The organism is Methanoculleus chikugoensis (assembly GCF_900095385.1).
Taxonomy (GTDB): domain Archaea; phylum Halobacteriota; class Methanomicrobia; order Methanomicrobiales; family Methanoculleaceae; genus Methanoculleus; species Methanoculleus chikugoensis_A.
Genome location: NZ_FMID01000041.1, coordinates 29,388 through 40,910 on the forward strand (window position 1 = coordinate 29,388; position 11,523 = coordinate 40,910).

The 11,523-nt window shown below is 61.1% G+C and carries 10 protein-coding genes; 7 read left to right on the forward strand and 3 right to left on the reverse strand.

The window, feature by feature from the left end; genetic code table 11:
• The first annotated feature begins 2 nt into the window (after positions 1-2).
• On the forward strand, positions 3-815 hold the full coding sequence (locus tag L21_RS08350; protein ID WP_074370020.1) for a phosphoribosylformylglycinamidine synthase subunit PurQ: 813 nt from the start codon (positions 3-5) through the stop codon (positions 813-815).
• Between the two features lie 81 nt (positions 816-896).
• On the opposite strand, the gene L21_RS08355 is transcribed toward L21_RS08350, so the two are convergent.
• Positions 897-2,099 carry a C45 family autoproteolytic acyltransferase/hydrolase gene (locus L21_RS08355; RefSeq protein ID WP_074370021.1) on the reverse strand — a complete coding sequence of 401 codons (1,203 nt, stop codon included), beginning with the start codon at positions 2,097-2,099 and terminating at the stop codon, positions 897-899.
• Between the two features lie 45 nt (positions 2,100-2,144).
• Here L21_RS08355 and L21_RS08360 point away from each other — a divergent pair, with 45 nt between their 5' ends.
• Both L21_RS08360 and L21_RS08365 read left to right on the forward strand, forming a co-directional pair.
• Positions 2,145-2,660 (forward strand): hypothetical protein, encoded by a 516-nt coding sequence (locus L21_RS08360; protein WP_074370022.1) that lies wholly within the window; start codon positions 2,145-2,147, stop codon positions 2,658-2,660.
• Positions 2,661-2,706: 46 nt separating this feature from the next.
• Positions 2,707-3,576, forward strand: coding sequence for a DNA-methyltransferase (locus tag L21_RS08365; RefSeq protein ID WP_256712788.1), 870 nt, complete (start codon positions 2,707-2,709; stop codon positions 3,574-3,576).
• Between the two features lie 78 nt (positions 3,577-3,654).
• Here the strand turns inward: L21_RS08365 and L21_RS08370 are convergent, their stop codons facing one another.
• Positions 3,655-3,894, reverse strand: coding sequence for a hypothetical protein (locus L21_RS08370; RefSeq protein WP_074370023.1), 240 nt, complete (start codon positions 3,892-3,894; stop codon positions 3,655-3,657).
• Positions 3,895-3,964: 70 nt separating this feature from the next.
• Here L21_RS08370 and fdhF point away from each other — a divergent pair, with 70 nt between their 5' ends.
• Together fdhF and L21_RS08380 are read left to right on the forward strand one after the other, a co-directional pair.
• The gene (gene fdhF / locus L21_RS08375) at positions 3,965-6,028 is read left to right on the forward strand and encodes a formate dehydrogenase subunit alpha (protein WP_074370053.1); all 2,064 of its coding nucleotides are present in this window, start codon (positions 3,965-3,967) and stop codon (positions 6,026-6,028) included.
• 2 nt (positions 6,029-6,030) lie between these two features.
• The gene (locus tag L21_RS08380) at positions 6,031-7,296 is read left to right on the forward strand and encodes a Coenzyme F420 hydrogenase/dehydrogenase, beta subunit C-terminal domain (protein WP_074370024.1); all 1,266 of its coding nucleotides are present in this window, start codon (positions 6,031-6,033) and stop codon (positions 7,294-7,296) included.
• A 17-nt stretch (positions 7,297-7,313) separates the two neighbouring features.
• Here L21_RS08380 and L21_RS08385 read toward each other — a convergent pair whose 3' ends face one another.
• Positions 7,314-9,197, reverse strand: coding sequence for a chloride channel protein (locus tag L21_RS08385; protein WP_074370025.1), 1,884 nt, complete (start codon positions 9,195-9,197; stop codon positions 7,314-7,316).
• A 929-nt stretch (positions 9,198-10,126) separates the two neighbouring features.
• Here L21_RS08385 and L21_RS08390 point away from each other — a divergent pair.
• The gene (locus tag L21_RS08390) at positions 10,127-10,999 is read left to right on the forward strand and encodes a formate/nitrite transporter family protein (RefSeq protein ID WP_074370026.1); all 873 of its coding nucleotides are present in this window, start codon (positions 10,127-10,129) and stop codon (positions 10,997-10,999) included.
• 12 nt (positions 11,000-11,011) lie between these two features.
• Positions 11,012-11,515 carry an OB-fold nucleic acid binding domain-containing protein gene (locus tag L21_RS08395; protein ID WP_074370027.1) on the forward strand — a complete coding sequence of 168 codons (504 nt, stop codon included), beginning with the start codon at positions 11,012-11,014 and terminating at the stop codon, positions 11,513-11,515.
• Positions 11,516-11,523 lie beyond the last annotated feature (8 nt).

The following is an 11,523-nucleotide window of genomic DNA, read 5'->3' on the forward strand; positions in this document are numbered from 1 at the left end:
GCATGGCTCGCGCAAACAATCCAGGGGCCCTCATCATGAGCGGCTACGGGCTCAACTCCGAGATGGAGACGGCGGAAGCCCTGATGCGGGCGGGCATGGCGTCCGATATCGTCCACATCAACGACCTCATCGCGGGGGAGAAAACCCTCTCCGACTACCGGCTGATGGTCTTCCCCGGCGGGTTCTCCTACGGCGACGACACCGGCGCCGGCAACGCCTACGCAAACCGCGTGAGAAACAACCTCTGGAGCGACGTAAAGGAGTTCCTCGCGGGCGACAACCTCGTCCTCGGGATCTGCAACGGGTTCCAGATCCTCGCGAACCTCGGCCTCGTTCCGGCGTTCGACCGGGACCGTCCCCGCGAGATCGCCCTGATGCCGAACAGGAAGGGCGTGCTGGAGTGCCGGTTCGTCACCCTGAAGCCTGCGGCGGATAACCTCTGGACGAAGGGTATCTCGCACCTCTACTGCCCCGTCTCCCACGGCGAGGGGAACTTCTCCTGTTCGGAGGAGACCTTAAAGCGGATCGAGCGGGAGGGGATGGTTGCGTTCCGGTACTCGCGTGACGACCTCTCCCCCGCCGGAGGGGAGTACCCCTACAACCCGAACGGGGCGCTCGCGGACATCGCCGGAGTGACGTCGGCGGACGGCAAAGTTCTCGGGCTGATGCCGCACCCCGAGCGGGCGATGGAGTTCGTGAACCTCTACGACTGGCCGGTGAGAAAAGAGCGGCTGAAACGCGAGAAAAAACCCCTCCCCACCGAGTCGATGAACATGCAGTTCTTCCGTAATATCGTCGAGTATTTCGGAAAATAACCCAATTGAAAGTCTATCCCGGAGCCTCGATGAGACCCCGGTAAAGGGGTGGAGACGGACCGGGCTCCTTTTCTGCCCTTCTCACACCGAGAACAACCGACCGAGTTCCACCTTCTGCCAGTCCCGGTCCACGACCTTCATCCAGAGCGTGCGGGTCGCCGGGGCAAAGACCACCTGATGATCCGAGGAGTACGGCATGCCCTCGAGCATGCTGTGCCGGAATGTCGCGCCCCCGTTCTCTACCAGCACATCACGGATCTCGACCATCCGTTCGCCGTCGATCGATCCCTTGCTCTCCCCGGCGAGGCGCAGGAGATTGTCGTACCGCGAGGTCGAGTGCTCTGCCGGAGGCGCCGCAAGCCGCCACGACGGGTCCACGAAGTGGTTTGCGGCCGCGATCACGCCCGTACCCTCGCGGCGCTTGATGTCGTAGACGGTCTCCTCGTAGGAGTAGGCCCGGTCCGGTCCTGCCGCGTTCACGATCCAGGCGCAGTTCGCACGGGTGGTCATGATCCCGGCATCGAGCCCGTCCATATCGGAGTAGTCGAGCATCAGCCGGAAGAACTCCCCGATCAGGTCGGGCCTCCCGGCGATCTCGAGGTCACCGCCGGAGTCGACAGCGTTATCGTCGGCGACAAAAAGCCCGGCGCTGTTCATCAGGGTCTCGGGGCGTGCCCCTGCCGGGCCGAACGTCGCGACGCCGTTGCTCCCGTCGGTCGGGTTATAGACCGCGAGGGTGTAGTAGGGGTAGAAGACCGAGAAGACGTCGGGCAGGTCGTAGTTCCGGGAGAGGACCACCGAGCCGTCAGGGGTGTAGTCTCCCCATACCGCCATGAACGAACACCCCCCCTTCGCGCCGTAGGTCACGAGGTAGACGATCGGGCCTTCGTAGAGGATATCTACCTCTGCCGGGGAGAGATCGGACGTCTCCGCGATGCCGGCCCGGATCTCCTTCATGCGCTTTGGCTGGAGCGCCGTTGCCTCCCGGGCGAGCTCGCCGACTTCCTCCTCGGTATACCCCGACGCCGTGAAGTGCGACCGGAGCATCGCGTACTCCGCCTGGAGTTCGTCTTTCATCAGGGCGCCGTACTGCCGTCCCATCTCCCGGTAGGTGCCGGAGAGGACGACGACGTGGTACGATCCCGCCTCGTAGCGTGTGCCGTTGCCGAACGCGGCAACCTGCTTCAGGCCGGTATCGGCAGCCCCCGCATTATCCGAAGAGAGGACGACCGCCGTCGCGGGAACCACGAGCACCAGTGCGATAAGAAGATACAGTAATTTCACGAAGAGGAATCTTCACCCGAGCGAATAAGTCTGCCGAAGTTGTACATGCCTGCTTTTTCGTGCTGCGAGCCGCTCGCCGGCCGCATCGTATACCCTAGCATCCCGGCACGCGATGCCGGCGAAAAGTCTCCCGAATTCCGGTGGCGAAGACCTCCCCTTCCCCGGCATAAAACTATATCATTCCCCCGGGAGAATATCGGCCGGAACCGGGGAGGAGTCGCCACGAAGATCAGGGTCGCCCGCTGTTTTGCAGAGGAGAGCGCCGATACGCCTGCGGTCCTGGAGGTCGAGGTCGACCAGGCGGACGTTCCCTCCGCGGACGAGATTCTCTCGTTTGCCTCCGTTCACGGGAACTTCGTCTGCATCTCCGACCGCATCTTCCGCCGGTTCGAGATCGTCCTCCCGCTGGAGAGCCGCCTTGAGATCCTCAAGGACGCGCTCCTCGAGGTCATACGCCTCGAACCTGAAAGCTCGGAGGGGCTCAACCCCTACGAGGTCGAGGACTTCATCGACGCACTCGAGCGGACGCGGCAGAAAGTGCTCGCCGACGACAACGCCTGACATCGTGTTTCGTTCATCTTTTTTGCCCTGGACCGCGAACCTGAAAGTGATCGGAGTGACAAACAAGGAGAGAGGGGTGGGCGGGCTTGCCGTCAACACCATCCATACCATGGACTGCATCGAGGGTATGCGGCGCCTGGCGGTGGGGTCCGTCGAGATCATCGTCACGTCGCCGCCCTACAACATCGGGAAGGACTACAACTCCTACGACGACAAAAAACCCCGCGAGGACTACCTCGACTGGATCGGGGAGGTCGCCGCCGGAGCGGTGCGGGTCCTCGCCGACGACGGTTCGTTCTTCCTCAACATCGGCGGCAAACCCCGCGACCCCTGGATCCCCTTCGACGTCGTCCAGCGGTTCCGCGCTCACTTCGAACTGCAGAACGTCATCCACTGGGTCAAATCGATCGCGATCGAAAAGGAGGACGTGGGCGACTACGAAAAGATCGCCGGTGATATTGCCGTCGGCCACTACCAGCCGGTGAACAGCACCCGCTACCTGAGCCAGTGCCACGAGCACATCTTCCACTTCACGAAGAAGGGCGACGTGGCGCTCGACAAACTGGCGGTCGGCGTGCCCTACCAGGACAAGAGCAACATCGGCCGCTGGAAGGCAGCGGAGCGCGACCTCCGGGACCGGGGGAACACCTGGTTTATCCCCTACCGGACGATCCGCTCCTCCCGGCCGCACCCGACCAGTTTCCCGGAGAAACTCCCCGAGATGTGTATACGGCTCCACGGGTGCCGGCCCGGGACGCTCGTCATGGATCCGTTCATGGGCATCGGGAGCACGGCGCTTGCGGCCATCGCCCTCGGCGCGGACTACATCGGGTTCGAGATCGACCCCGAGTACCGGGCGATCGCGGAGAGCCGGATCGCCGAAGCACGCCGTGGAAGAGATCAGGGCGAAAACTGACGGACGGCATATCCCCAAAACCCCAACGCGAGACTGATGGAGACCCGCATCGCCTTCGCGCCGACTCCGTCGCGTCACTCAGGTGCCGCCGTTCCCCGCCCGGGTAGGCGCATCTCTCCTCTTCGCCCTCCTTTCCCGCATGCCGCCGGTGACGATCGCTTCGGGCGGCGCCGGCCGGATCTTATCCAGCCCCGGGATCATCGTCTTCTCCTCCGTCGGCGACCCCTTCTTCTCAAACGGACGACCGGCGACAACTTCTCCGCGGCCCGGATCGTCGCGCTGTGGCGAAATCCACCGTCGGCTCCCACCGATATTCATCAAAAAAGTGGCCGCGACCATGTGTATTATATAATCCGGGCGGTATGTAGCCCCTGCCAGAGGGAGAATGATGGAAATCAAGTACGTATCGACGACATGCCCGTACTGTGGCACCGGGTGCGGGTTCAACTTAGTCGTCCGTGACGGCAGGGTCTTTGACGTGGCGCACTGGCAGCGCGCGCCCGTCAACGGCGGCAAACTCTGCCCCAAAGGACGCTATGCCCACGAATTCATCAACAGCCCCGACCGCCTCACGAAACCGTTGATCAAGAAGGACGGCGAATTTGTGGAGACGACCTGGGATGAAGCCTACGACCTGATCGCGGAGAAGTTCGGGTCCTACAACCCCGACGAGATAGCCTGCCTCTCCTCCGCCCGGACATCGAACGAGGAGAACTACCTGATGCAGAAGTTCGCCCGGGTGGTCCTCAAGACCCCGCACGTCGACCACTGCGCCCGGCTCTGCCACGCATCCACCGTCGCGGGCCTCGCGGCGGTCTTCGGGTCGGGGGCGATGACCAACTCGATCAAGGACATCGCCGATTCGAAGTGCGTCTTCGTCCTCGGGTCCAACACCTTCGAGCAGCACCCGCTCATCGGGCGAAGCATCATCCGTGCGAAAGAGAACGGCGGAAAGGTGATCGTGGCCGACCCGCGCTACACCCCGACCGCCCGGCAGGCCGACCTCTACATGCCGTTCATATCGGGCACCGACGTCGCGATCTTAAACGGGCTGATGCAGGAGATCATCAAAAACGGCCGGGAAGATAAAGAGTTCATCCAGAGGCGCACGAAGGACTTCGAGAACCTCAAGGTGGCCGTCATGAAGGATGACTACAGCCTTGAGAACGTCTCGAAAGTCTCCGGCACCCCCGTCGAGAGCCTCAGGACCGCAGCCGAGTGGATCGCGACCGCCGACGTCGCCACGCTCATCTACTCGATGGGCATCACCCAGCACACCGTCGGCGTCGACAACGTCAAATCGACCGCCAACCTGATGATGCTCACCGGCAACCTGGGCAAACCGGGAGCCGGCGTCAACCCGCTTCGCGGCCAGAACAACGTCCAGGGCGCCTGCGACATGGGAGCCCTCCCGAACGTCTACTCGGGCTACCAGAAGGTCACCGACGAAGCGGCGCAGAAGAAGATGAAAGAGATGTGGGGCGTCGAGGATATCGCCGAGGGCAAAGTCGGCTACACCGTCACCGAGATGGTGAACATCCTCGCCGAGAGTCCCGGCGAACTCAAGGCGATGTACATCATGGGCGAGAACCCGATGCTCTCCGACCCCGACCTCAGCCACGTCGAGGAGGGGCTCAAGAACCTCGAGTTCCTGGTCGTCCAGGACATCTTCATGACCGAGACCGCCGAACTCGCCGACGTCGTTCTGCCTGCGGCATGCTACGCCGAGAAGGACGGCACCCAGACGAACACCGAGCGGCGCGTCCAGCGCTGGAAGAAAGCGCAGGATCCCCCGGGCGAGGCGAAGCCCGACTGGCAGATCCTCTGCGAACTCGGGAGCAAACTGGGCTATCCGGAGCAGTTTGCGTTCGAGAGCCCCGAGGCGATCTTCGACGAGGTCGCCGCCGTCACGCCCTCCTACCACGGCATGTCCTACGCCCGCCTCGATCCCGACGGCCTGCACTGGCCCTGTCCGACCGAGGAGCACCCGGGAACCCCCATCCTCCACCGGGAGACGTTCGCCATGCCCGACGGGCTCGGGGTCTTCTCTCCCATCGAGTGGAAACCGCCGGCGGAAGTTCCCGACGCCGAGTATCCGTTCGTCCTCACGACCGGCCGCACGATCTGGCAGTGGCACACCGGCACCATGACCCGGCGGTCGTGGAGCCTCGAGAAGGAGGCACCCATCGGCTGGATCGAGATCAACCCGGAAGACGCGAAACAACTCGGGATCAAGGACGAAGAGGTCGTCCGGGCAAGTACCCGGCGGGGCTCGGTCGATATCCCCGCGAAAGTGACGCCCGAGATCATCAAGGGTGTCATGTTCATCCCGTTCCACTACAAGGAGCATCCGGCGAACAGATTGACTCACAACGCGCTCGATCCCATAGCAAAGATCCCCGAGTTCAAGGCCTGTGCCGTGAAGGTCGAGAAGATTCCAGAGGAGGCCTGAAGATGGCAGAAAAAGGCGATTTGCTCTATGCATGGACGACGGACGACGAACTCCGCGAGAAGGCCGAGACCGGTGGGGCGGTCACCGCGCTGCTGCGCCACGCCCTCGAGAGCGGCATGGTCGACGCGGTCTTTGCGGTCAGGAAGGGCGCGGACGTCTACGACGCGCTGCCGGCCATGATCACCGATCCCGCCGAGATCGGGGGGATCGCGGGATCGCTCCACTGCGGCACCCTGCTCCTCCCCAAGCAGATGCGGCGGTGTCTTCTCGCCACCGAGCCGAACATGAGGATCGCAACCGTACTTAAAGGCTGCGACGTCAAGGCGCTCTACGAGATGGCGAAGCGCAACCAGGTCAACCTGGACAACATTATCATCATCGGCCTCAACTGCGGCGGCACCATCCGGCCGGAGACCGCCCGGATCATCGTCCGGGAGAAACTCGGCCTCGAACCCGACGACGTCGTCAAGGAAGAGATCGACAAAGGAAAGTTCATCGTCGTCACAAAGGACGGCGAGCACGCCTCGGTCTCGATCGACGAACTCGAAGAGGGGGCGGAAGACCTCCTCGGAAAAGAAGGCCTCGGCCGCCGGTCGAACTGCCGCCGCTGCAAGATCAAGATCCCGCGCCAGGCGGACCTCGCCTGCGGCAACTGGGGCGTTATTGGGGATAAAGCCGGGAACGCCACGTTCGTCGAGGTCTGCTCCGAGAAGGGGGCAAACCTTCTCGACGGCGCCCTGAAGGCGGGTGCGGTCGCCACCGAGCCCGCGAACCCGAAGGGCATCGAGATCCGCGGCAAGGTCGAGAACGCGATGCTGAAACTCGGCGACAGGTGGAGGGAACGCTACTTCGGGGCGCTCGGCGAGGGAACGGAGCGCCTGAACAAGATCCGGGAGCAGACGAGCCGGTGCATCAAGTGCTACTCCTGCATCGAGAACTGCCCGATCTGCTACTGTATCGACTGCAGCACGAAGAAGGACTACCTGGTCGAGCCCGGCGTCATCCCGCCGCCGTTCATGTTCCACCTGATCCGGTTCGCGCACATCTCCGACTCCTGCGTCAACTGCGGCCAGTGCGAGGAACTCTGTCCCGTGGAGATCTCGAACTCGGTCTTCCTCCATGCCATCCAGACCGATCTCGAGAAACTCTTCGGGTTCCACCCGGGCGAGGACATGACCCCGCCGGTTCTGGCCCTGGTCGAGGAGACGACGGAGAGAAAGCGCCTCGATGCGACGGGAAGCGACCAGATCTTCGACATCTTCAGGTGACCCGGCTGAAATCTCAACTATCCGCCCTTTTTTTCGTCGCCGGAACTCTTTCCTGCTGCCGTATCCGATTCGATCAGGGTAACGGAACCGGTACGGTGGCGCCTTCCTGCCGACCCTGATGCCTTCTGGGTATAGGCCTTCATAATATCCGTCCGGGTGATGAACCCGGAGAGTTCTCTTGGGTCGTCTGCCGGGACGACGGGCAGGTGATGAATGTCGTGTTCGGTCATCAGATCCAGGGCCTCGCGGAGCGTACAGGCGTGATGCACGGTGAACACACGTGAACTCATGACACCCTCCACCAGCTCGTCATGCTCGCCGTTTATCCGGTTGTCTCTGACATCGTCGAGAGCGATCATGCCGACGAGGCTCCCTTCCTTATCGAGCACCGGAAACCCGGAATGCAGCGTCTCGTCAATCAGGTGAAGCACCCGTCCGGCGGTATCTTCGGGCGACACGGCCACAATCCGGTCGCGGGGCACCATAACATCGCCCACGTGAATATCCTGAAGGATCTCAATCATATACTCGTCGCGATGAGCGGGCGACTGCGAACGGTTCAGCACCTGTTCGCGGAAGATGGTGGACTGGCCGATGAGAATGACCGCCACAGACACGGCGCCCATCGCCGGCACGAGCAGGGAGAAGTCGCCGGTCATCTCCACGACCATGATCATGACCGCGATGGGTGCATGGGAGATCGCACCGAAGAGAGCGATCATCCCGACGATGAAGAAGACCGGCACCGATTCGGCGGGTATGAGCCCGGGAAGGGCGAGGTGCAGCAGGGAACCGAAGGCGCCTCCCGTCGCCCCCCCGATCACCAGCCCCGGTGCGAAGACGCCGCCGCTCCCCCCGGAACCGATGGTGAGCGACGTCGTCAGGATCTTTGCAAACGGGAGGAAGAGCAGCACCCCGACAGGGAGCATGTTATAGAGCGCGAGTTGCGCAAAACCGTATCCGGTACCGAGGCTCCCGAGCCCGACGATTGCCGCTTCGGGAGAGAGGGCTGCAAGAGCGAGGACGAACGTGCCGGTGAGGAATGCCCCGGCGAGGGGTTTGAAATGATTCGGGATCTTCAGGCGGCTGAAGACCTTTTTGAAAATCCTGTTTGTCCCATAGAATGTGTTTATGTAGATCAGACCGACTGCAGTCGAGACCACGCCGAGGAGGATGAAGAACGGGATCTGGGAAACGTTCCAGGAAGTCACCCCGGGGCCGAAGACCGGTTCAAAGCCTTCAACCAGACCGAAGATAGCGTACCCGATGACAGAGGCCAGAAACGCGGGAACGATTGCTTCGGTCTCGAAATCCTGCTTGTAGAGGATCTCCGCAGCGAGGATCGCCCCTCCGAGAGGCGCCATGAAGATCGTGCCGATTCCGGCGCCGACACCGGTGGCGATAGCAAGCCTCCGCTCACGTGTGGAGAGGCCCAGAAGATCGGCGGCGATCGAGCCGAAGCCGGCCGACATCTGTGCGGTCGGTCCTTCACGCCCCGCGCTTCCTCCCGTCGAGATAGTCAGGACGGCAGTGACTGCTTTGACGAGGGGAACGCGCCAGCGCACTTTTTTTCCTCCGTGAAACGCCTTTATCGCCGCATCCGTCCCGTGGCCCTCCGCCTCCGGGGCAAAGGTGTAGACCAGGAGACCGGAGAGAAGCCCTCCGAAACAGATGACGGGGAGGATCATCCAGAGGTGATCAGGAGGGGCCCATTGAGCAATGTCCTGAAGATTCTGCCCTTCCTTCGGGAGTTGGAACCCGACGATCCCTTCCATGAAGAATGCAGTTCCCAGTTTCAGCCCTTCAAAAAAGAACAGAGCGCCGAGGCCGGCAATGAGCCCGACGATGACGGCGATAAGTATAACCCTCCTGTAGGGAGTGACGGTTTCCTCGACCTGCATGGAATACAGGGTATATGTTAGCCCGACATTTATGTAATTTGATTTACTTTGTGCGACAGTATATGGGAAAATATCATGTGCGTCCGCCGGGTTTCCCGGTGCGTCTTCTTCATCGGCATCGCTCCCGGACACCCTGATGGCCTCCCGCGAGAGTGTCCGGGTACCGGTTGCCGCCAGAAGCCCGACAGTGACCCTATAGGACGCGATCTCCAGGAAGAGGGGGCCAAGACCTACAATCGGCGGAGGCCTTGTATATCTGTATCACCGGGAGGAGCATGACATCGGATGGGTAATCGGAGGCACCCATCTCCGGGAGAGGCAGATGATCGCCCCGTTCTTGAGGGGCTGTCAGTGCAAGATCCCGCGCCCGTTGTCCCCGGTGGCGGCTATCGGGACAGAGCCCGGAGAGACGGAGCGCACACACGGGTGGCGATGGGTGCCACGGCATCTTCAGGGCTGTTCAAAAGGAGGCGCGATCCGGAGAGGGGTGGCCTATTAAACCGGAAAAGAAACTATCCTCTCAAAAAACGCTTTAAACCCCCTTCCCACATCCATTCTGGAAGCATATCTCGACGCGCATACATCTACGGCAATTTTACCCGACGCCCGGCACCCCGGTAGAAATACAGGTAGAAAAACGCGGGATCTGCGCGCCCGTCTCCGCACACCAGTCCAAAAACTCGCTTCTAACCCCATATATTCTGCGTGGGCGCGCAAGTAATAGCAAAAGCATCGTTTATCGATATGTGGTGTTTAACGACAGGAATTAACTTAAAGCAGGGATAAACGCCTGAATTTTGGTTATCTTTGCCGCGTACAGCGATCATTTCGAAACCTATTAATAGCACTCTTAAATTACTGATTAACTAGACCTATCCATTCGAATTACTTGATGGTATAGGTAGGACGTTTAGAGAGGTGTATGAAAAATGGTATTCCATCCTCCAGTTGCTATCGTAGCAAAAGCGGGTGACTCCGGGAAGTACAAGGTCGGACTCCCCGCCTGGAACATGGTCCTGCGTGGATTCCTGTCCGGAGCGTTCATCGCCATGGGTGCTGCCCTGGCGACGGTCTGTTCGACCGGCATCCAGGCAACCGACGTCGCGATGCGGTTCGGTGCCGCGAGTCCCGGTATCTCCCAGCTCATTCTGGGTGCCGTCTTCCCTGTGGGGCTTATCATCACAATCATGACCGGTGCCGAGCTCTTCACCGGCGACGCGATGCTCGCCCCCATGGCGGCGTTTATCCACAAGGTCAGCTGGGCAAGTGTGCTCAACCTCTGGCTCTGGGTATATGTCGGCAACCTCATCGGGTCGGTGGTCTTCGCGTACATCATGGCATACGGCCCGTTTGTCAGCTTCGATGCCGCCGGAACCGCAACGCTCACCGCGTTTGGTTTGAGAGCAGTTGCCATAGCAACCGCAAAGACGAGTTACTTCGGTGCTATGGGCATGTGGTCGGTCTTCCTCAAGGGGATCGCCTGTAACTGGCTCGTCAACCTCGCTGTCCTGCTCGGTATCTGCGCCGACGACGCGATAGGCAAGATCGTCGGTATCTGGTTCCCGATCTTCGCTTTCGTTGCCAGCGGGTTCGAGCACAGCGTTGCGAACATGTACTTCATCCCCGCGGGCATCTTCTGCACGGGCATCGACCCCACGAAGGCAGTCGACACGGTCAACTGGGTTGGCATGTGGACCAACAACATCATCCCGGTCACGCTCGGCAACATCGTCGGAGGTCTCTTCTTCGTCGGTGTCCTCTACTGGGTCGCGTTCAGAAAGGAAATTGCAGCCCTTAAGTAACCCTGATTAACGATGCAAATCGGAGATGTCAAAGTGAGGGTGACGGCCGTTGCGCTGGCCGTCTTCCTCTTTTTTGTTATCCTGATCGCGGTGTATGTCTTCTCAACCGGGGATGTATACGCGCTGTATTGGGCGGTTCCGTCGGCTGTCATGCTGCTTCTCATACCCATGGCGCTCAACTACATGAGCCAGAAGCAGTATGCGTCGCTGGTGCCGATGTATGAAGCGGAAGCAAAGAACGCCCGGATACGGGAGATTAACTTAAACAAGCTCGGCCAACCGGTGCGCATAAAGGGCGTCGTCGAGCGGGTCTATTTCCAGTTCCTCAACCGGCCGCAGTACCTCGTCGCCGACCGGACAGGTGAGATATCGGTCAAGATGTTCACCTCGCCGGCAGAAAACGTGCAGAAAGGGGATGTGGTCGAGGTGCTCGGAACCGTCGTCAAACGCTACATCATGACCGGGGATGCGGTCATCAACTGCGTCTCCATACGGAAAATCAAGAACGATCAGTGAACCCGACG

What these genes read in the sequence shown, in the direction of transcription:
- L21_RS08380 (WP_074370024.1), top strand. Translation starts at nt 6,031, where the DNA reads ATGGCAGAAAAAGGCGATTTGCTCTATGCATGGACGACGGACGACGAA.
- L21_RS08395 (WP_074370027.1), top strand. Translation starts at nt 11,012, where the DNA reads ATGCAAATCGGAGATGTCAAAGTGAGGGTGACGGCCGTTGCGCTGGCC.
- fdhF (WP_074370053.1), top strand. Translation starts at nt 3,965, where the DNA reads ATGGAAATCAAGTACGTATCGACGACATGCCCGTACTGTGGCACCGGG.
- L21_RS08390 (WP_074370026.1), top strand. Translation starts at nt 10,127, where the DNA reads ATGGTATTCCATCCTCCAGTTGCTATCGTAGCAAAAGCGGGTGACTCC.
- L21_RS08350 (WP_074370020.1), top strand. Translation starts at nt 3, where the DNA reads ATGGCTCGCGCAAACAATCCAGGGGCCCTCATCATGAGCGGCTACGGG.
- L21_RS08370 (WP_074370023.1), bottom strand. Translation starts at nt 3,894, where the DNA reads ATGAATATCGGTGGGAGCCGACGGTGGATTTCGCCACAGCGCGACGAT.
- L21_RS08385 (WP_074370025.1), bottom strand. Translation starts at nt 9,197, where the DNA reads ATGCAGGTCGAGGAAACCGTCACTCCCTACAGGAGGGTTATACTTATC.
- L21_RS08360 (WP_074370022.1), top strand. Translation starts at nt 2,145, where the DNA reads ATGCCTGCTTTTTCGTGCTGCGAGCCGCTCGCCGGCCGCATCGTATAC.